Annotated in this window: 16 protein-coding genes; 14 read left to right on the top strand and 2 right to left on the bottom strand. The window is 73.1% G+C overall.

Going from position 1 to position 19,942, the window contains the following annotated elements; genetic code table 11:
• Positions 1-98: 98 nt before the first annotated feature.
• The 7 genes from ACZ4Z1_RS07855 to ACZ4Z1_RS07825 all read left to right on the top strand — a co-directional run bounded on the left by ACZ4Z1_RS07855 (position 99) and on the right by ACZ4Z1_RS07825 (position 9,100).
• The gene (locus ACZ4Z1_RS07855; protein WP_468485691.1) at positions 99-3,194 is read left to right on the top strand and encodes a glycoside hydrolase family 2 TIM barrel-domain containing protein; all 3,096 of its coding nucleotides are present in this window, start codon (positions 99-101) and stop codon (positions 3,192-3,194) included.
• 110 nt (positions 3,195-3,304) lie between these two features.
• The gene (locus tag ACZ4Z1_RS07850) at positions 3,305-4,183 is read left to right on the top strand and encodes a YceI family protein (protein ID WP_468485690.1); all 879 of its coding nucleotides are present in this window, start codon (positions 3,305-3,307) and stop codon (positions 4,181-4,183) included.
• 109 nt (positions 4,184-4,292) lie between these two features.
• Positions 4,293-5,216 carry a homocysteine S-methyltransferase gene (gene mmuM, locus ACZ4Z1_RS07845; RefSeq protein WP_468485689.1) on the top strand — a complete coding sequence of 308 codons (924 nt, stop codon included), beginning with the start codon at positions 4,293-4,295 and terminating at the stop codon, positions 5,214-5,216.
• 364 nt (positions 5,217-5,580) lie between these two features.
• The gene (locus tag ACZ4Z1_RS07840) at positions 5,581-6,378 is read left to right on the top strand and encodes an ABC transporter substrate-binding protein (RefSeq protein ID WP_468485881.1); all 798 of its coding nucleotides are present in this window, start codon (positions 5,581-5,583) and stop codon (positions 6,376-6,378) included.
• 30 nt (positions 6,379-6,408) lie between these two features.
• Entirely contained in the window at positions 6,409-7,194 is a 786-nt protein-coding gene (locus ACZ4Z1_RS07835) for an amino acid ABC transporter permease (RefSeq protein ID WP_468485688.1), read from the top strand.
• A 5-nt stretch (positions 7,195-7,199) separates the two neighbouring features.
• Positions 7,200-8,030, top strand: a complete 831-nt coding sequence (locus ACZ4Z1_RS07830) for an amino acid ABC transporter ATP-binding protein (protein WP_468485687.1) — start codon at positions 7,200-7,202, stop codon at positions 8,028-8,030.
• 104 nt (positions 8,031-8,134) lie between these two features.
• Entirely contained in the window at positions 8,135-9,100 is a 966-nt protein-coding gene (locus ACZ4Z1_RS07825; protein WP_468485686.1) for an acetylxylan esterase, read from the top strand.
• A gap of 21 nt (positions 9,101-9,121) precedes the next feature.
• On the opposite strand, the gene xylA is transcribed toward ACZ4Z1_RS07825, so the two are convergent.
• Positions 9,122-10,285: a xylose isomerase gene (xylA, locus tag ACZ4Z1_RS07820; RefSeq protein WP_468485685.1), complete on the bottom strand. Its 1,164-nt coding sequence runs from the start codon at positions 10,283-10,285 to the stop codon at positions 9,122-9,124.
• A gap of 157 nt (positions 10,286-10,442) precedes the next feature.
• On the opposite strand from xylA, the gene xylB reads away from it, so the two are divergent.
• The 7 genes from xylB (at position 10,443) to ACZ4Z1_RS07785 (ending at position 19,625) form a co-directional block, all read left to right on the top strand.
• A complete protein-coding gene (gene xylB, locus ACZ4Z1_RS07815) occupies positions 10,443-11,906 on the top strand; it encodes a xylulokinase (protein WP_468485684.1) in 1,464 nt (487 codons plus the stop codon).
• Between the two features lie 107 nt (positions 11,907-12,013).
• The gene (locus ACZ4Z1_RS07810; RefSeq protein WP_468485683.1) at positions 12,014-12,316 is read left to right on the top strand and encodes a putative quinol monooxygenase; all 303 of its coding nucleotides are present in this window, start codon (positions 12,014-12,016) and stop codon (positions 12,314-12,316) included.
• Between the two features lie 120 nt (positions 12,317-12,436).
• Positions 12,437-13,732 carry an ROK family transcriptional regulator gene (locus tag ACZ4Z1_RS07805; RefSeq protein WP_468485682.1) on the top strand — a complete coding sequence of 432 codons (1,296 nt, stop codon included), beginning with the start codon at positions 12,437-12,439 and terminating at the stop codon, positions 13,730-13,732.
• 266 nt (positions 13,733-13,998) lie between these two features.
• Positions 13,999-15,408 (top strand): family 2B encapsulin nanocompartment shell protein, encoded by a 1,410-nt coding sequence (locus ACZ4Z1_RS07800; RefSeq protein ID WP_468485681.1) that lies wholly within the window; start codon positions 13,999-14,001, stop codon positions 15,406-15,408.
• Between the two features lie 96 nt (positions 15,409-15,504).
• Entirely contained in the window at positions 15,505-16,923 is a 1,419-nt protein-coding gene (locus tag ACZ4Z1_RS07795) for a family 2B encapsulin nanocompartment shell protein (protein WP_468485680.1), read from the top strand.
• 583 nt (positions 16,924-17,506) lie between these two features.
• Positions 17,507-18,049, top strand: a complete 543-nt coding sequence (locus tag ACZ4Z1_RS07790; RefSeq protein WP_468485679.1) for a hypothetical protein — start codon at positions 17,507-17,509, stop codon at positions 18,047-18,049.
• A 340-nt stretch (positions 18,050-18,389) separates the two neighbouring features.
• Positions 18,390-19,625, top strand: a complete 1,236-nt coding sequence (locus tag ACZ4Z1_RS07785; protein ID WP_468485678.1) for a phosphodiester glycosidase family protein — start codon at positions 18,390-18,392, stop codon at positions 19,623-19,625.
• 31 nt (positions 19,626-19,656) lie between these two features.
• Here ACZ4Z1_RS07785 and ACZ4Z1_RS07780 read toward each other — a convergent pair whose 3' ends face one another.
• Positions 19,657-19,851 carry a hypothetical protein gene (locus ACZ4Z1_RS07780; RefSeq protein WP_468485677.1) on the bottom strand — a complete coding sequence of 65 codons (195 nt, stop codon included), beginning with the start codon at positions 19,849-19,851 and terminating at the stop codon, positions 19,657-19,659.
• Positions 19,852-19,942 lie beyond the last annotated feature (91 nt).

The following is a 19,942-nucleotide window of genomic DNA, read 5'->3' as shown; positions in this document are numbered from 1 at the left end:
CGGTCAATCATTCGTATCCGGTCGCGGCGCGCCGCCACGCGTGGTTCGCTGGCGTGATCCCCCACGCCCCAGCCGTGTCCCCGCAGCGAGGAGGACCCTTGCCCCTGCCCGACGCCGAGCACGTCGGCCCCCGTACCGCACCCGACGCCGAGCACACCGAAGACGTGACAGCCGCCCGCGAGGGGCACGCCCCCGAGAAGCGCACCACCCCCGCGTCATCCCCCGTCCCGGCACCGCGCCCCGGTGCCGCCCCGCCCGTCCCCCGCCCCCCACAGCACCTCCCGTACTACGAGGACGTGTCGCCCGGCCGGGGGTGCCGCCCGCCGCGTGCCTGGTTCGCCCGTTCTGACGCGCGGCGGATGCCGCTGCACGGGACGTGGCGTTTCCGGCTCCTGCCGACCGCCCGGTCCGCTGACACCTCCTTCGCCCGGCCGGACTTCGACGACACGGACTGGACCGGCCTGCGCGTACCGGGCCACTGGGTGCTCATGGGCCACGGCGCGCCCGCGTACACCAACACCCGCTACCCGTTCCCCGTCGATCCGCCGCGGCTGCCCGACGAGAACCCGACGGGCGACCACCGGCACACCTTCGACCTCCCGGCACAGTGGGAACCCGGACCGGCCCTGCTGCGTTTCGAAGGTGTGGAGTCCTGTGCACGGGTGTGGCTCAACGGAAGGGAGCTGGGGCATTTCAAAGGCAGTCGGCTGCCGCACGAGTTCGAGGTGGGACATCTGCTGCGGGCGCGCCGCAACGTGCTCGCCGTCCGCGTGCACCAGTGGTCCTCGGGCAGCTATCTGGAGGACCAGGACCAGTGGTGGCTGCCCGGCGTCTTCCGTGATGTCACGCTGCACCACCGGCCCGCGGGCGCCGTCCTGGACCACTTCGTGCACGCTTCGTACGACCACCGCACCGGCCACGGCACGCTCCGCGTGGACTGCGCACCGGCGGGCCGGATCACCGTTCCGGCGCTCGGGCTGGACCTGGCGACGGGAGAGAGCGCGACCGTGCCGGTCACGCCGTGGACGGCCGAGACCCCGCAGCTGTACGACGGTGAACTGCGCACACCCGGCGAGCGCGTCCCCCTGCGCATCGGCTTCCGTACCGTACGCGTCGAGGACGGCCTGCTGAAGGTCAACGGCCGCCGCGTCCTGTTCCGCGGCGTCAACCGGCATGAATTCGACCCGCGTCACGGCCGTTCGCTGGGCCCCGAGGCGATGCGCCGCGACCTGCTGCTGATGAAGCAGCACAACGTCAACGCGGTCCGTACGAGCCACTACCCGCCGCACCCCGCCTTCCTCGACCTCTGCGACGAGCTGGGCCTGTGGGTCGTCGAGGAGTGCGACCTGGAGACGCACGGCTTCGGGCAGCAGGACTGGCGGGACAACCCGGCGGACGACGACGCGTGGACCCCGGCGCTGCTGGACCGCATGCGCCGGACCGTCGAGCGGGACAAGAACCATCCCAGCGTGATCATGTGGTCGCTGGGCAACGAGTGCGGCACCGGCCGCGGCCTGTCCGCGATGGCCGCCTGGGCCCGCGACCGCGACCCGTCCCGCCCGCTGCACTACGAGGGCGACCCGTCCTGCGCCGACACCGACGTCTACTCCCGGATGTACGCGGACCACGCCGAGGTCGAACGGATCGGCCGGCGGGAGGAGGAGCCGCTGGCCGATCCGGCGGCGGACGCCCGGCGCCGCGCCCTGCCCTTCCTCCTGTGCGAGTACGCGCACGCGATGGGCAACGGGCCCGGCGGGCTGAGCGAGTACCAGCGGCTCTTCGAGACGTACGAGCGCTGCCAGGGCGGCTTCGTGTGGGAGTGGATCGATCACGGGCTGCGGCAGCGTACCCCGTACGGCCAGGTGTTCCACGCGTACGGGGGCGACTTCGGCGAGGAGCTGCACGACGGCAACTTCGTCTGCGACGGGCTGGTCTTCCCCGACCGGGTGCCGTCGCCGGGGCTGGTGGAGTTCAAGAAGGTCGTCGAACCGGTACGGATCGGCGGTACGGGCGCGGAGGACCACGAGGAGGGCGAGGGCCCGCGCGCGGTCCGGATCGGCAACCTGCACGACTTCAGCGACTTGGCCCACCTGGCGTTCCGCTGGTCCTACGAGGCCGAGGGCCAAGTGCTCGCCGAGGGGCCGCTGGCCGTACCGCCGCTCGCCCCTGGTGAGTCCGCCGAGGTGGCGCTGCCCCCGGAGCCCGCCGGGCGGCGCGGCCGCGAAGCCCTGTGGACGGTGCGGGCGTTACTCGCCGAGGACACCTCCTGGGCCGCGGCGGGCCACGAGGTCGCCTGGGGACAGCTGCCCGCCGCACCGCCGCGCCCCGAGCCCCGCCCGGCCGCCCCGAAGGGCTCTCCCCGGCGCGGCGAGGGCAACCTCATCCTCCTCGGCCCGGGCGCCTTCGACGCCACCACCGGGGTGCTCCGGTATTTCGACGGCTGCCATCTGTCGGGCCCCCGGCTGGACGTGTGGCGGGCGCCGACCGACAACGACGAGGGTGCGCCCTGGCAGCCGGGCCCGCACCGCGCCGAGCAGTGGCGCCGCATCGGTCTGCACCGTATGCGGCACCGGGTGGCGTCCGTGGAGCACGACCGCGACGCGGTGGTGGTGCGCACCCGGGTCGCGCCGGCCGGCACGGACCTCGCCCTCGGCACGGACTACCGCTGGACCGCCGCCGGTGAGCGGCTGCGGCTGGAGGTGACGGTCCGCCCGTACGGCGACTGGCCCTGCCCACTGCCCCGGCTCGGCGTGCGGCTGGGCGTGTGCGGCAGCCTCTCGACGGCGCGGTGGTACGGCGGCGGCCCGGGCGAGGCGTATCCGGACACCAAGGCGGCGGCGCGGACAGGGCTGTGGCGCATGTCGGTGGACGCGCTGCAGACGCCGTACGTGCGTCCGCAGGAGAACGGGGCGCGCGCGGACGTGCGGTGGGTGGAGCTGTCCCGCAGCGGCGGCTCGGGCCTGCGCGCCGAGGGCGAGCCGTTCTTCTGGTTCAGCGCGCGCCGCTGGACGAGCGAGCAGTTGGACGCCGCCCGGCACACCACCGACCTCACCCCGGGCGACTGGACCTGGCTCCACCTCGACCACGCCCAGCACGGCATCGGCAGCGCTTCCTGCGGCCCCGGGGTGCTGCCGCAGCACGAGCTGACGGTGACTCCCACCCGGTTCGCCATCACCTTGTGTCCGGTGCGATGAATTTCACGTTTCGACGGGTATTGACAGCTGTCGTCCTCGGCGGTCTAAACCAATGACAGGATGGAGATGCACCTTTTTCGACACAACTGACCGAGAGGCCCCGTCCTGCCATGGCGCTCGCCATCCTCACCCGCCTTCGTGACCGCTCCGCCCGCAGTGCCCCCGCCCCGGCCCCGATCCCGCGCGGTGCCGGGGCCCTGGACCTCAGCGTCCAGGACCCCGTCGGGCTGCCGATGGCACGGGCCGGGATATCGGTGCGCAACGCCGAGGGCACCGAGATCACGCGCGGCCAGACGGACCCCAACGGCATGTTCACCGCGACGCTGGCACCCGCCGCGTACCACGTGGTGGTCACCTGCGACGGCTTCCGCCCGGAGCGGTTCGACAGTCTGGTGACCGAGGGGCAGCGGACCGCGCCGCGGACGCTGGAACTGGAACCGGCCCCGGCGCCGCAGCTGCCCACGCCGGGGCAGTGGCGGCTGGACCCCGACCACTCGTCCATCCGCTTCACCGCCCGGCACATCGGGCTGGCCGAGATCCACGGCCGGTTCAACCACTTCGAGGGCGGCCTGTGGATCGCGCCGGACATGCGGGACTCCCGGGTGGAGGTGACGATCGACGCGGCGAGCATCGACTCGGGCGTGAAGATGCGCGACGACCATCTGCGCTCGGCGGAGTTCCTGGACGTGGCGCGCTACCCGTACCTGCAGTTCACCGGGGAGCGGTTCGTGCACAAGGGCGGGGCCCGCTGGGCCGTGCAGGGAGTGCTGCACCTGCACGGCGTCAGCCGGTCCGTGCAGCTGGACACCCGCTACCTGGGCCTCGGCACGGGCATGGGCGGGGAGACGCGTACGGCGTGCGCCGCGGTGACCGAGCTGCACCGGGAGGACTTCACCCTGGACTGGCGCAAGATGCTCGCGCGGGGCATCGCGGCCATCGGCGCCACCATCCGCATCGAGCTGGACATCCAGGCCGTCCAGGCGCAGTGAACCGGACGGCCGGGCACGGGGGCAGGCGTGGGACAGGCGCGGAACGGGCCCGGCGAGAGGTCGGTCACGGACAGGCGAGCAGGCGGGTCCGGGTGAGAGGCTGGGCGCCATGAGCACCGCTGCCGCCCCCTCGTTCACCGCCGCGCTCGCCGCGGGCCCGCTCGTCCTGGACGGCGGGCTGTCCAACCAGCTGGAGTCCGCCGGGCACGATCTCAGCGACGCGCTGTGGTCGGCGCGGCTGCTCGCCGAGGACCCGGATGCCGTGGTCGCGGCGCACCGCGCGTACTACGAGGCGGGCGCGCGGGTGGCGATCACGTCCAGCTACCAGGCGACCTTCGAGGGGTTCGCCGAGCGGGGCGTCGGAGCGGCGGAGGCCGCCGGGCTGCTGCGGCGGAGTGTGGAGCTGGCGCGCGAGGCGGCGCGGCAGGCGACGGCGGCCGGTACGGCGGGGCCGCTGTACGTCGCCGCGTCGGCCGGCCCGTACGGCGCGATGCTGGCGGACGGCTCCGAATACCGGGGCGCCTACGGGCTGTCGGTGGCCGAACTGGAGCGCTTCCACCGGCCGCGTCTCGAGGTGCTGGCCGCGGCCGGTCCCGACGTACTGGCGCTGGAGACCGTGCCGGACGCGGACGAGGCGCGGGCCCTGCTGCGGGCGGTACGCGGCCTCGGCGTGCCGGCCTGGCTGTCCTTCAGCGCGGCCGGTGACCGTACCCGGGCCGGGCAGCCGCTGGCGGACGCCTTCGCGCTCGCCGCGGACGTCCCGGAGGTGGTCGCGGTGGGCGTGAACTGCTGCACCCCGAAGGACGCGGACCGGGCGGTGGCCGTGGCGGCCCGCGCGGCCGGCAAGCCGGTGGCCGTCTACCCGAACAGCGGTGAGAGCTGGGACGCGCAGGCGCGCGCCTGGTGCGGTACACCCGCCTTCAGCGCGGACCGGGTCGCGGCCTGGACCGCCGCGGGGGCCCGGCTCGTCGGCGGCTGCTGCCGGGTGGGGCCGGAGGCGGTGGCGGCGCTGGCGCGGCAACTGGCGGGCTGAGGGCGTTCGCGTGCGGCGGCGCGGCAGCCGGCCGGACGGTTCCGGGGGGGGGGGGGGGGGGAGGGGGGGGGGGGGAGGGGGAGGGGGGGGGGGGGGGGGGGGGGATGGGGGGGAGGGGCGGCGTGGAGGCGAAGCGGGGGGATGGGAGGGTGTTGGTGTGCGGGGGGGTGGGAGTCGTCAGGGCTTGTGTGTGCCGCGTACGGCGCCGTACGCGGCACGGAACGGGACCGGGTCGTTACCCGGTCGCAACACCGGTGGCGGCGACATCGGCCCTGGCCGGTGGCAGGATGCAGCCAACTCACCTCCGACCGGTGAGTGTTGGGCCGCATCCTGATCCGGAGGACCCGTGTCCGTTCGTTCCTCGATGTCCGCCACGGCCGCCCTCGTCGCGGCCGCCGCCCTGCTCGCCACGGGCTGCACCAGCACGAAGTCCGGCGGCGGGGCCGGCGGGAAGTCGGCCTCCGGCGTCCAGCTCGTCTCCCCCGGCACGCTCAAGACCTGCACCCATCTGCCGTATGCGCCGTTCCAGGTGAAGAAGGAAGGCAGGATCGTCGGGTTCGACGTGGACCTGGTCGACCTGGTCGCCAAGGAACTGAAGGTGCCGCAGGAGATCGTCAACACGCCCTTCGAAGGCATCGAGACCGGCCAGGACTTCAACATCCGCAAGTGCGACCTGGCCGCGGCCGGTATGACCATCAACGCCAAGCGTGACCAGGTCATGGACTTCTCCGACCCGTACTTCAACGCCACCCAGGCGCTCATCACCAAGAAGGGCGCGTCCTACAAGAAGATCGGGGACCTGAAGGGCAAGAAGCTGGGCTACCAGAAGGCCACCACCGGCGCCGAGTACGCCAAGAAGCACGGCGCGGGAGTGGAGCTGGTCGAGTTCGAGGACCTGGGGCTGCTGCTCACGGCCGTGAAGTCCGGGCAGGTGGACGCGGGCATCAACGACAACGGGGTGCTGTTCGACTACGTCAAGCAGAACCCGGACACGGCGGTGACCGCGGAGTTCGACACCGGTGAGCACTATGGGATCGGGGTGCGCACCGGCAACGACGCGCTGCGCACGAAGATCAACGAAGTGCTGAAGAAGGCGCGCTCCGACGGCAGTTACGACCGCATCTACAAGAAGTGGTTCGGCACCACGCCCCAGCAGGGCTGATTCCGCAGGCAGCATGAGGAGCCGACGCTGATGCCCCTGTCCCGACGCCGGAGGGCCCGCCTCCTGCGCGGCGTCCAGTACGCCGTGCTGGCCGCCGCCGTGCTCGTGCTCGCCCTGGTCGCCGACTGGGGGACGCTGCGCCACGCGTTCTTCGACGTGGCGGTCGCCAAGGCGCTGTTTCCGGAGATCATCACCACCGCGCTGGTCAACACCGTCCTGTACACCCTGCTCGGCTTCGGGTTCGGCCTGGGGCTCGGGCTGGTGCTGGCGCTGATGCGGCTGTCGCAGGTACCGCCGTACCGCTGGCTGGCCGTCACCTACATCGAGTTCTTCCGCGGGGTACCGGCGCTGCTGGTCTTCATCGCGCTGGGCTTCGGCGTGCCGCTTGCCTTCGAGGTCTCGCTCGACATGAACATCACCGTGATGCTCTCGCTCGGCCTGGTCGGCGCCGCGTACATGGCGGAGACCATCCGGGCCGGCATCCAGGCCGTACCCAAGGGGCAGACGGAGGCGGCCCGTTCGCTGGGGATGTCGCCGGGCCGCGCGATGCGTTCGATCGTCATCCCGCAGGCGTTCCGGATCGTCCTGCCGCCGCTGACCAACGAGCTGATCCTGCTCACCAAGGACTCCTCGCTGGTCTATCTGCTCGGCCTGTCGCTCGGCCAGTTCGAGCTGGCGAACTTCGGGCGGGACGCCCTCAACGAGCACAAGAGCCTGACGCCGATCCTCATCGCCGGCCTGCTCTACCTCGTCATCACCCTCCCCCTGGGCCAGCTGGTCCGGCGGCTGGAGGCCCGTACCGCGAAGGCGAGGTGACCGCTGTGCGCACCGGGAAGCCGGCGACGGCAGGACGGGCGATCGAGGTCGAGGGGCTGCACAAGTCCTTCGGCACGCTGGAGGTGCTCAAGGGCATCGACTTCACCGTGGAGCGGGGCGAGGTGGTGTGCGTCATCGGCCCCTCGGGGTCGGGCAAGTCGACGCTGCTGCGCTGCGTGAACCTGCTGGAGGAGCCGTCCGCGGGCCGGGTCACCGTGGCGGGCACCGAGGTCACCGATCCGGATGTGGACATCGACCGGGTCCGGCGCCGGATCGGGATGGTCTTCCAGTCCTTCAACCTCTTTCCGCACCTGAGCGTCCTGGAGAATCTGACGATCGCCCAGCGGCGGGTGCTGCGCCGCGACCGGGCGGCGGCCCGGCGGATCGCCCGCGCCAACCTCGCGCGGGTCGGTCTGAGCGACAAGGAGCCCGCCTATCCGGCGCAGCTGTCGGGCGGCCAGCAGCAGCGGGTGGCCATCGCCCGCGCGCTGTCCATGGAGCCGGAACTGATGCTCTTCGACGAGCCGACCTCGGCGCTCGACCCGGAGCTGGTGGGCGACGTACTGGCGGTGATGCGCTCGCTCGCCCAGGACGGTATGACGATGCTCGTCGTCACCCACGAGATGAGCTTCGCGCGGGAGGTCGCCGACCGGGTGGTTTTCATGGACGGCGGGGTCATCGTCGAGGAGGGGCCTCCGGAGCGGGTGGTGGCCGATCCGCAGCACGAGCGGACACGAACGTTCCTGGCCCGGGTGCTCGACCCGGCGGCCGCCGGGATCAGCGAGGTGTCGCAGGCCGGTACGCGGGTCCCGGAGGAGGAGCGGCCCGAGCCGTGACCGAGCGGGCGTCGAGTGGCGACTGGTAGGTTGCGCGCCCGGTATCCGGCGGGCGCCGGAGGCTGCCACGCTCCCGGCGCCCGCTCCCGACCTGGAGGCACCGCTTGTTCGTCGATCTGCCCCTGGCCCAGCTGCGCAGCTACCGCCCGCCGCTGCCCGAACCCGACGGTTTCGACGCGTTCTGGCGGCGCACGCTGGACGAGGCCGGTGCGTACGACCTCGACGCGCGCTTCGAGGAGACCGACGCGGGACTGTCGCTGCTGCACACCTACGACGTGGAGTTCTCCGGCTTCGGCGGGCACCGCATCCGGGGCTGGTTCCTGCTGCCCCGTGAGGCGAGCGGTCCGCTGCCCTGTGTCGTGCAGTTCATCGGGTACGGTGGCGGTCGGCTGCACCCGCAGGACTGGCTGCTGTGGCCGGTGTCGGGCTACGCCACGCTGGTCATGGACACCCGGGGGCAGAGCGGCCCCGACCGGCCCGGTGACACCCCCGACCCGGTCGGCTTCCCCCACCCGGGTGTCCCCGGGAAGATGACGCAGGGGCTGCTCGACCCGGACGAGTACTACTACCGCCGGGTCTACACCGACGGCGTACGGGCCGTGGCGGCAGCGCGCGGCCACGCGGCGGTGGACGCCGAACGCGTCGTGGTGGCGGGCGGCAGTCAGGGCGGCGCCATCGCGCTGGCCGTCGCCGGGCTGGTGCCCGGGCTCGCGGGCGCGCTGATCGACGTACCGTTCCTGACGCACGTCCGGCGCGCCGTGGAGATCACCGACGAGGGACCGTACGGCGAACTCTCCCGCTACTTCGCGGGCGCCCGGACCGAGGTGGAGGCCGCACTGCACACCCTCGACCACTTCGACGGCCTGAACTTCGCGGCCCGCGCGAGCGCCCCCGCCCTCTTCGGGACGGCGCTGCGCGACCCGGTCACGCCCGTCTCCACCGGCTTCGCCGCGTACCACCACTACGCGGGCGCCAAGGAGCTGCGGCTGTGGCGGTTCAACGGGCACGAGGGCGGCGGCGGGCACCAGCGGACGGAGGAGATCCGTTTCCTGCGCAAGCTGTTCGGGTGAACGGGCCGCCGTCCGGGGCGGTCAGCGCGCCCGCAGCAGGTGGTCCATGGCGAGCTGGTCGAGACGTTCGAACGCCATGCCGCGGGCGGCGGCCGCCTCGGTGTCGAAGGACTCGTACGCCGTACGGTCCGCGAGCAGGCCGGCGAGCCCGTCCTCGGCGGTGGGGCGGGCCAGCTCGTCCAGCCGGGAAGCGCGCAGAGCCTCCTGGACGGCAGGGTCGGCGCGGAAGGCCGCGGCGCGCTCCTTGAGGATCAGGTAGGTGCGCATGCAGCCGGCCGCCGATTCCCAGACCCCGTCCAGGTCCTCGGTTCGCGGCGGTTTGAAGTCGAAGTGCCGGGGCCCTTCGTAGCCCGCTGTCTCCAGCAGGTCCACCAGCCAGAAGGCGGCGCGCAGGTCTCCGGCGCCGAAGCGCAGGTCCTGGTCGTACTTGGCGCCGGACTGCCCGTTCAGGTCGATGTGGAAGAGTTTGCCGGCCCACAGGGCCTGGGCGATGCCGTGCGGGACGTTGAGCCCGGCCATCTGCTCGTGGCCGACTTCCGGGTTGACGCCGTACAGCTCCGGCCGCTCCAGCCGTTCGATGAACGCGAGGGCGTGGCCGACGGTGGGCAGCAGGATGTCACCACGCGGCTCGTTGGGCTTGGGTTCGATGGCGAACCGCAGGTCGTAGCCCTGCTCGGCGACGTACTGGCCGAGCAGGTCGAACGCTTCCTTCATCCGGTCCAGTGCGGCGCGCACGTCCTTGGCCGCGCCGGACTCCGCGCCCTCGCGCCCTCCCCACGCCACGTACGTACGGGCGCCCAGCTCGGCCGCGAGGTCGATGTTGCGCAGGGTCTTGCGCAGGGCGTAGCGCCGGACGTCGCGGTCGTTGGCGGTGAACGCGCCGTCCTTGAAGACGGGGTGGGTGAAGAGGTTGGTCGTGGCCATGGGCACGGTCAGGCCGGTGGCGTCCAGCGCCTGGCGGAAGCGTTTGACCGCGGCCTCGCGCGCGATGTCACCGGAGCCGAAGGGGATCAGGTCGTCGTCGTGGAAGGTGACGCCGTACGCGCCGAGTTCCGCCAGCCGGTGGACGGACTCGACCGGGTCGAGCGGGCGGCGGACGGCGTCCCCGAAGGGGTCGCGGCCCTGCCAGCCCACCGTCCACAGGCCGAAGCTGAATCTGTCCGCGGGCACGGGCTGGTAGCTCATCAGGGCTCCCTCGGCCGACTCACCAATTCGTCATGGCGCTTTACAAATTGCGGCGGTCCCAAACTAATATGCGGCAGCACGCCGGGGAAGCCCCGCGACGGGTGTGGTGCCCGGCAATCCGGCGGGACCGCCCCGCGGTGCGGAGAGGGAGAACGCGATGGGCACACAGGCAGCGGGACCGCTCGTCGTCGGCGTGGACAGCTCCACCCAGTCCACCAAGACTCTCGTGGTGGACGCCACGACCGGCGAGGTCGTGGCACGCGGCCAGGCTCCGCACGTGGTCACCGGCGGTACGGCGGCCGGTGGTACGGATCCGGGCGGCGCGGGCAAGGAGAGCGACCCCGAGCAGTGGTGGCGGGCGCTCGGCGAGGCCCTGGACCAGTGCGGTGACGCCGCGCGGCAGGCGGCGGCCGTCTCCGTCGGGGGCCAGCAGCACGGCCTGGTCACCCTTGACGCGTCGGGGCGGCCGGTGCGTCCGGCGCTGCTGTGGAACGACGTACGGTCGGCGCCCCAGCACCGGCGCCTGCTGGCGGAGTGCGGCGGGCCGGCGGCGTGGGCGCGGCGGGTGGGCAGCGTGCCGCTGCCGGCGTTCACCGTGACGAAGTGGGCGTGGCTGCGCGAGAACGAGCCGGCGGCGGCCGACGCGACGGCCGCGGTGCGGCTGCCGCACGACTACCTCACCGAGCGCCTCAGCGGCGAAGCGGTCACCGACCGCGGCGACGCCTCCGGCACCGGCTGGTGGTCCCCGGCCGGCGAGGCGTACGACGAGCAGATCCTCGGGCACGTCGGTCTGGACCCGAAGGCGCTGCCGCGGGTGGCGCGGCCGGGAGAGGCGGCGGGCACCGTACAGGCCGGAGAACTGCCCCTTCCGCAGGGCGCGCTGGTCGCCGCAGGTACCGGCGACAACATGGCGGCGGCGCTGGGACTGGGCTTGCGCCCCGGGCAGCCCGTACTGAGCCTGGGGACCTCGGGCACGGTCTACGCGGTGTCCACCCGGCGCCCGGCAGGCGACCCGACGGGCACGGTCGCCGGGTTCGCCGACGCGCGCGGCGACTGGCTGCCGCTGGCCTGCACCCTGAACTGCACGCTGGCCGTGGACCGGGTCGCCGCCCTGCTCGGCCTGGACCGGGAGGACGTCGAGCCCGGCGGGTCGGCGGTGATGCTGCCCTTCCTCGACGGTGAGCGCACGCCCGACCTGCCGCAGGCGTCCGGGCTGCTGCACGGCCTGCGGCACGACACGACACGCGGCCAGCTGCTCCAGGCGGCGTACGACGGCGCGGTGTTCGCGCTGCTCCAGGCGCTGGACCGGATCGTGGACGAGGACGTGGCGGCCGACGCGCCGCTGCTGCTGATCGGCGGCGGAGCGCGCGGGGGCGCCTGGCGGGACACCGTGCGTCGCCTCTCGGGGCGGCCGGTGGTGGTGCCGGAGGCCCGCGAACTGGTCGCGCTGGGCGCGGCGGCGCAGGCGGCGGGGCTGCTGCTGGGCGAGGACCCGGCGGCGGTGGCGCGGCGGTGGGGGACGGCGCGTGGCACCGAGTACGCGGCGGTGCCGTGCGACACGGCGGCACGGGAACGGCTGGCGGAGACCCTCGCGGCGGGCGGGCCGCTGCTGGCGGCCTGACCACGGCATATGCCTGACTGGCAAGCGGTCGCCGGAATACCGCATCCGGAGAGCGGATTCGGACGCCGCCGTACCGCGAGCGCGGATGTTGTGATGGGGTGCCGGGCATGAGCATCTTTGTTCGTGCCCGGTTCGACGTCCGGGACCGCCGGCAGGACGGCACCGAGCGGAGTGCCACCGCTCTGCACGAGGCGGCCGGCCCTGAGCCGGTCGGCCCGACCTACCGCTGGTTCACCCTTCCCGAGCCCGACGCCTATCTGGTGCTGGAGGAGTACGCCGGCCCGGAGGCGCCCGCAGCGGCCCAGGAGAACGCCGCCGGGCTGCTGACGAGCCTGGGCCGGTGTGCTGACATGGCGTTCGCCGAGATGTACGGGCCGCTCGGGTCCGGCCGGCCGGACGCCGCCGGCTGAGGGCCTGACCGGCGGCGCCGCTCCCGTACCCGTACACCCGTCCGTACGTACCACCGACGAGACCCGGAGATCCGCTACCCGTATGGCCAGTTCGTCCGCCACGCCCGTCACGGGCGCCACGTGAACTCCGCCGGTTTCACCGGTGCCGCCGGTGCCGACACCCAGCACGGCATCCGCCGCCGCAACCTGGCGCGGGTCCTCGGGGCCGTCGCCGCCGACGGGCCCGTCTCGCGGGCGGGGATCGCCACGCGGGTCGGCCTGACCAGGGCGGCCGTCTCCACCCTCGTCGACGCGCTGCTGCGGGCCGGTCTGCTGGTCGAGACGGGACCCGCCGCGACCGGCGGCCGCGGGCGGCCGGGCAGCGGACTGGCCGTCAGTGACACCGGGCCCGCCGGGATCGGCGCCGAGATCGGTGTCGGCCACCTCGCGGTGTGCGCCGTCGACCTGCGCGGCCGGATACGGGCCAGGGCGGCGGCCGACGCGGGCGACCGGAACGGCGGGCCCGGGCCCGTACTGCGCCGGCTGGCCGGGATGATCACGGAGGTCACCGAGCGGATCGCGCCGCTGGACCTGTGGCCCGCCGGGCTGACGGTCGCGGTCCCGGGGCTGGTCGCGCGCGGCGGAACGACCGTGGTGCACGCCCCCAACCTCGGCTGGCGGGGCGTCGATCCGGCTCCGGTTCTCCGGACCCTGACCGGCGCGTCCTGCCCGCTGGCCGTCGAGAACGAGGCGAACCTCGGCGCCCTGGCCGAGATGCGGCTCGGCGGCGGGGCGGACGGCAGCGGGGCGCCGCCACCCGACTTCCTCCACGTATCGGCCGAGGCGGGGATCGGCGCGGCGGTCGTCGTGGACGGGCAACTGCTGCGGGGAGTGCGGGGGTTCGCGGGTGAGCTGGGGCACGTGCCGGTGTACCCGGGCGGGCGTCCGTGCGGCTGCGGCGGGCGGGGCTGCCTGGAGCAGTACGCGGGGGAAGCGGCCGTGCTCCGGGCGGCGGGCCTCGATCCGGCACAGGCGGTGACCGGCCGGGCCGGTCCGCGGGCACGCGTCGAACTGCTCGCCCGCCGCGCCACGGCCGGGGACCGCGCCACGCTGGCCGCGCTGCGGGACGCGGGGACGGCGCTCGGCATCGCGCTGACCGGGGCCGTGCACCTCCTCGACCCGGAGGCGGTGCTGCTCGGCGGTGCGCTGGCCCGGCTGGCGCCGTGGGTCCTGCCGTCGGCGGAGCGGGAGTTGACGGCCCGTACCGGGGCCGGGGCGCCAGGGGCGTCCGCGCCGCGTGTCCGGATGGCCGCCTCCCGGGCCGGCGGGGACGGGCCGCTGCTCGGAGCGGCGTACGCCGCGCTGCGTGCCGTTCTCGACGACCCGCTGGCACGGTCCAGCGCGCCCACCGCTTCCCGGCCGCCTTCCGGAGCATGACCCGCTCCGTCATCTCGTCGGCTTTCCGTCGCCACCGTGCCTTTCGCTGCCGATCCGGCGGAATCACCCCGGCACCCTTTCCAACAACGGATTCCACTAAACCTGTCCATCTCATTAATTTTTTATGCCACCCGTTCGAGTGATTGCCCGGATTAAAACAAGACGTCTATGTTCAGTGCGGCGAGCGGCACGGACCTCGCTTCACGGAACGGCCGCGGCTCCGGCCGCCGTCCGATATTCAACTTCCCTAGATTGGTGGCGAAGCCGTGACGGTTACCGACGAGACCATTCCCGGCCCCGGGGACGAAACGCCGAATTCCAGCCTGACGACGGCCGCGGCACGCAAACTGGCCACGACCACCAAGACCGTGCCGCAGATGCAGGGCATCACCTCGCGCTGGCTGCTCCGGCTGCTGCCCTGGGTGCAGGTCTCGGGCGGCACGTACCGCGTCAACCGGCGGCTGACCTACACGGTCGGCGACGGCCGCGTCGACTTCGCCGTCTCCGGCACCGAAGTATCGATCATCCCCGACGAACTGCGCGAACTGCCCGCGCTGCGCGACTTCACCGACAGCGAGACGCTCGGCGCGCTGGGCGAACGGTTTGTGCAGCACGAGTACGCCCCCGGCGACGTGATCGCCGCGGCGGGCACGCCGGCCGACCGCCTGGTGCTGATCGCGCACGGCCGGGTCGACCGGATCGGCTCCGGGAAGTACGGCGACGAAACGGTCCTGGGGGCCCTGGCCGGGGGCGACCACCTCGGTGACGCGCCGCTCACCGACGCCGCCGCCTCCTGGGAGTTCACCTACCGCGCGGTGACGCGGGTGACCGTCATGGCGCTGCCCCGGGAGGCCGCACAGGAGATCACGGACCGTTCGCCGCAGCTGCGCGACCACCTCGCGGCAGCCGGCACGAGCACCGCGCCGCCGCGCAACGCCAGCGGTGAGTCGGCCATCGAGGTCGCCTCCGGCCACCACGGCGAACCGCGCGTGCCCCACACCTTCGTCGACTACGAGCTGACGCCGCGGGAGTACGAACTGAGCGTCGCGCAGACGGTGCTGCGGGCCCACACCCGGGTCGGTGACCTGTACAGCGACCCGATGAACCAGGTCGAGGAGCAGTTGCGGCTGACCATCCAGGCGCTGCGCGAGCGCCAGGAGCACGAGATGGTCAACAACCGCGAGTTCGGCCTGCTGCACAACGCCGACCTCACGCAGCGCGTCCGTACCCGCAGCGGCCCGCCCACCCCCGACGACCTGGACGAACTGCTCACGACGGTGTGGAAGGACCCGTCCTTCCTGCTCGCCCACCCGAAGGCGATCGCCGCGTTCGGCCGCCAGTGCAGCACCCGCGGCCTGTACCCGACGGCGGTCGACTTCATGGGGCACTCGCTGCCCTCCTGGCGCGGCGTGCCCATCTTCCCGTGCAACAAGATTCCGGTCTCCGCCGACGGCACCAGCTCCTTTCTGGTGATGCGCACCGGAGAGGAGAAGCAGGGCGTCGTCGGTCTGCACCAGACGGGAATTCCCGACGAATACGAGCCGGGCCTCTCGGTCCGCTTCATGGGGGTCAACGACCAGGCGATCGCCAACTACCTCGTGAGCGCCTACTACTCCACCGCGATCCTCGTACCGGACGCGCTGGGAATTCTGGAAGACGTACAGACCGGCCAATGAACCACCCGATTCCCGCCATGGCGAACGATTGAAGAACCGTTTGCCGAGAAATGACGCACGACGCCGAACGACCGACAGGAACAGGTGAATCCCCCCATGACCACATCGGCGGACCCGACGTCCGGGCCCGGCAGCACCCCGGACACCGACCAGGCGCGCACGAGCCTGGCGACAGCCGCGGCACGCAACCTGGCCACCACGACCAAGACCGTGCCGCAGATGCAGGGGATCTCCTCCCGCTGGCTGCTGCGTGTGCTGCCCTGGACCCAGGTCTCCGGCGGTACGTACCGTGTCAACCGGCGCCTGACCCACACCCTCGGGGACGGCCGGGTCGAGTTCACCAGCACCGGTTCCGACGTCCGGGTCATCCCCGCGGAGCTGCGGGAACTGCCGCCGCTGCGCGACTTCGACGACCCGTCGGCGCTGGAGGCGCTGGCCGGCCGGTTCGTGCAGGAGGAGCACGCGCCCGGTGACGTCCTGGTCGAGCAGGGCGCGCCGGCCGACCGGGTCATCCTGATCGCGCACGGCAAGCTGAACCGGATCGGCACCGGCAAGTACGGTGACGAAACGGTCCTCGGCGTCCTCGCGGACGGCGACCACCTGGGCGAGGCGGCGCTGCTGTCGCCGGAGGCGACCTGGGAGCACTCCGTACGGGCCGTGACGCGGGTGACCGTCCTGTCGCTGCCCCGCGCCGAGTACGAACAGCTCGCGGACCGCTCCGCCGCCCTGCGCGAGCACCTGGAGCACTACCGCACGGCCCAGGTCCCGCCGCAGAACAAGCACGGCGAGGCGGCCATCGACGTCACCTCGGGCCATGCCGGCGAGCCCGCGCTGCCGGGCACCTTCGTCGACTACGAGCTGGCGCCGCGCGAGTACGAACTGAGCGTCGCGCAGACCGTGCTGAAGATCCACAGCCGGGTCGCCGACCTGTACAACGACCCGATGAACCAGCTGGACCAGCAGCTGCGGCTGACCATCGAGGCGCTGCGCGAGCGCCAGGAGTACGAGATGGTCAACAACCGCGAGTTCGGCCTGCTGCACAACGCCGACCTCAAGCAGCGCATCCACACCCGCAGCGGCCCGCCCACCCCCGACGACCTGGACGAGCTGATCTCTCGGCGCCGCAAGACCCAGTACCTGCTGGCGCACCCGCGCACCATCGCGGCGATCGGCCGGGAGTGGAACGCCCGCGGCATCTACCCGACCGGCGCGGAGATCGGCGGCACCGCCGTACGGGCCTGGCGCGGCATCCCGCTGCTGCCCTGCAACAAGATTCCGGTCAACCCCGACCAGACCAGCTCGGTCATCGCCATGCGCGTCGGCGAGGAGAACCAGGGCGTGGTCGGGCTGCACCAGACGGGCATTCCCGACGAGTACCAGCCGGGCCTGTCGGTCCGTTTCATGGGCATCAACGAGCAGGCGGTCATCAACTACCTGGTCAGCGCCTACTATTCGGCGGCCGTGCTGGTTCCGGACGCGCTGGGCGTCCTGGAGGACGTGGAGATCGGCCACTAGACCGCACTCCGGGCGAGCCGTGACCGCCCGCCGTACCCGGCCGGGACGTAGGGGCGGCGGGCGGAACGGCGGCGACGCGCGGGAGTCAGGGCCGGGCCGGGAACCCGGGCGTGCGGCGGGCCGTTGAGCGTGTGTCGGCAGTGGCCGCGGGGCTGCGGAGCGCTGAGTCGTGTCCTGCGCCCTTACGGGGCGGCGGCTTTACGCCAGGCCGGGCGGCGCCGGAGGCGTACCGATACGCGGACACGGCCTGGCCGGAAACGGCACACGGTGGCTGTCTGACGCCGCCGCGTGCCCGTTGACGCGGGGCCACGGGCCCCGCCGGCGGGCCGTCGCCGCTGCCTCCCGCATCCGCGTCACCGCTGCGTCCCGCCCGGCTGCCCTCTCGGCGCGACGCCCTACGGGTCCCGCCGGGCCGCTCACCACCCCGCGCCGGCCGCGCGGCGCCCGGAACCCGATTCCGGCCGCTTCGCGCGATTCCGGCCGCCCCTACGTCATTTGGGGCGTGGCCAGACCCTTTCGGTCGAAACAACAGGTTCTCCCGGAACCGCCCCAAAAAGCTGATCACGGCTTACGCTCCCTGGTCATGCGCAGATCAATGAGCAGATTCGGCAGGACCGGCTTCGCTGCCCTCCTCGCCCTCTTCGTCTCCCTCCTCGGCCTGGCCGGCGCCTCCCCCGCATCCGCCGCCGACACCTCGACGCTCGCCTTCACCGTGGACAAGGCGCAGGCCACCCCGGGCTCCGACGTCACCGTCACCATGACGTACACCAACACCGGCACCGCCGACGTGCGGTTCGTGTGGCAGTCGTTCCAGCCCACCTGGGAGACCTCTTCCGCGAGCGGCCTGAAGTACAGCTGGAAGACCTGTACCGCCGACCCCGGCGTGACCTGCACCCCGGGTGCGGGCGCCACGTACTCCGTGCCGATCGCCCCCGGTGCCACCCGTAAGGTCACGATGACCTACACCATCGGTGCCGACTCCTCCTGCGGATACCCCGACGTCTCCTTCTACTCGTACGTCTACACCGAGTTCGCCGGTGGCCAGCCCGCCAAGGACGGCACCTTCTTCACCCCCGCCACCCGCGTGATCTGCCCGACCGCTCCCCCGGCGGGCGCGCAGGCCTGACCGGGCCGCACCTCTCGCGGCCGCACGGTATGACCGCCTTCCCCCACCGGCACCGCACCGGCGCGGCCCCCGCACGCGTTCCGCCCCCCATCAGCTTTCCGTCTCTCCGGTCCAGGGCCGTGGCCACGCCCCTGGGCCGGAGGGGCGGTTCCCGTGTGCGGGCCGCCGGGGCCCGGGATGCCGGCCGGCCCGGCCCGGTGACCGGAGGGCGGTGGGCGGTGGGCGGGCGGGGCGGGGGCGACACGACGGCCGTACGGCGGTTGTACGGATTTCTGACACCTCCGGGCCATAGTGGGCTCCTCGTACCCGTGGGACAGTTACCGCGACGTCTGGGGGAATCGTGAAGAATCGATTCGTTCGTGCACGGGCGGTTCTGACGGCGCTGACGGCATGGGGCGTACTGGCCGGCAGCGGAGTGGCCTCCGGGGCCACGACGGACAGCGGCGCCCCCCGGTTGGGGCAGGCGGTCCGCGTCGCGCCAGGAGTGACGTACAGCGCCTTCGACATCGCAGTGGGGCGGGGCACCGCGCACGGCCACCTTCTGACGGTGGATCTGACCGACCGGCGTGTGGCGGTGGACCTGCTGTACCCCGGCGTGGTCGGCGCGCGCTCCCCGGTCTCCCGGCTGGCCGACGCGCGGGCCGCGGTGGCCGCCGTCAACGCGGACTTCTTCAACATCACCGAGACCCAGCACCCCGGTGTGGAGGCGACCGGCGCCCCCGTGGGCCCGGCCATCGCCTCCGGGCGGCACCTGAAAGCGGCGGTGCCCGACGGGCAGCGCTTCGGCCCCGCCCTGCCGCCCGGTACGAACAACAAGGACGTCATCGGTGTCGGCTTCGACCGCCGCGCACGGCTGGACCGGCTGACCCTGCGCGGCGCCGTAGTGACCTCCGAGGGGGCGCTCCCCCTGAAGGGCCTGAACCAGTACGCGCTGCCGGTGAACGGTATCGGCGCGTTCACCTCCCGATGGGGCCCCACCTCACGCGTCCGGGCGACCTGTGGCACGGACACCGACCGGGCCGCGCCGTGCAGTACGCAGACGTACGAGGTCACGGTCCGGCAGGGCCGGGTGACGCAGACCGCGCAGGTACCCGGCCGGGGCGGCATCCCCCACGGGACGACCACGCTGGTCGGCCGGGAGGAAGGCGCCCGGCAGCTGCGCAAGCTGCACGTCGGCGACCGCGTCCGGGTCGGCCACGCCCTGACCGGGAGACGGCCCGCACCGCTGCGCTTCGCCGTCGGCGGCTTCCCCGTCGTCCGCGACGACGAGCCGCTGGCCGGCCTGGACACCGTCACCGCGGCCGTACGGACCTCCGCCGGCGTCGGCGCGGGCGGGCGCCGGCTGTTGCTGCTGGCGCTGGACGGCGCGCCGGGGCGGGCGGGCATGACGGTACGCGAACTGGCCGGCCTGATGGACCGGCTGGGTGCCCGGGACGCGGTGAACCTGGACGGCGGCGGTTCCTCCACGCTCGTCACGCGCGAGCCGGGCAGCCCCGGCGCGACCGTGCGCAACCACCCCTCCGCGGGCGCGGAACGGCCGGTCCCGAACGGCATCGGGGTGTTCGCGCGAGCGTGAGCTTCCGGACCGAGGACCGGCTCGGGCACGGTCAGGGCCGGACGCTGCTGACCACGTCGGCGGCGCCGGACAGCCCGTTCTGGATGTCCGGGGCGAGGCTGCTGCCCGCCAGGTAGAAACCGAGCAGCATACAGACAAGGGCGTGCGTGAATTTCAGCCGTCCGCTGCGCAGGAATACGACGGTCAGCACGACGAGCAGCATGACGACCGAAATCGAAATGGCCACTACAGAACCTCCTCACCCCGCCGCCCGAACGGACGACAACGGGCGCCAGTGTGGCCTATTCCGCCCCTTTCCCCGCGTCTTCGCAGGTGCG

Source organism: Streptomyces sp. NPDC030165, assembly GCF_055573595.1.
Note: the sequence above shows the minus strand (reverse complement) of the source record. Positions and strands in the feature narration are given on the sequence as shown.

What these genes read in the sequence shown, in the direction of transcription:
- ACZ4Z1_RS07850 (WP_468485690.1), top strand. Translation starts at nt 3,305, where the DNA reads ATGGCGCTCGCCATCCTCACCCGCCTTCGTGACCGCTCCGCCCGCAGT.
- mmuM (WP_468485689.1), top strand. Translation starts at nt 4,293, where the DNA reads ATGAGCACCGCTGCCGCCCCCTCGTTCACCGCCGCGCTCGCCGCGGGC.
- ACZ4Z1_RS07840 (WP_468485881.1), top strand. Translation starts at nt 5,581, where the DNA reads ATGTCCGCCACGGCCGCCCTCGTCGCGGCCGCCGCCCTGCTCGCCACG.
- ACZ4Z1_RS07835 (WP_468485688.1), top strand. Translation starts at nt 6,409, where the DNA reads ATGCCCCTGTCCCGACGCCGGAGGGCCCGCCTCCTGCGCGGCGTCCAG.
- xylA (WP_468485685.1), bottom strand. Translation starts at nt 10,285, where the DNA reads ATGAGCTACCAGCCCGTGCCCGCGGACAGATTCAGCTTCGGCCTGTGG.
- xylB (WP_468485684.1), top strand. Translation starts at nt 10,443, where the DNA reads ATGGGCACACAGGCAGCGGGACCGCTCGTCGTCGGCGTGGACAGCTCC.
- ACZ4Z1_RS07810 (WP_468485683.1), top strand. Translation starts at nt 12,014, where the DNA reads ATGAGCATCTTTGTTCGTGCCCGGTTCGACGTCCGGGACCGCCGGCAG.
- ACZ4Z1_RS07795 (WP_468485680.1), top strand. Translation starts at nt 15,505, where the DNA reads ATGACCACATCGGCGGACCCGACGTCCGGGCCCGGCAGCACCCCGGAC.
- ACZ4Z1_RS07790 (WP_468485679.1), top strand. Translation starts at nt 17,507, where the DNA reads ATGCGCAGATCAATGAGCAGATTCGGCAGGACCGGCTTCGCTGCCCTC.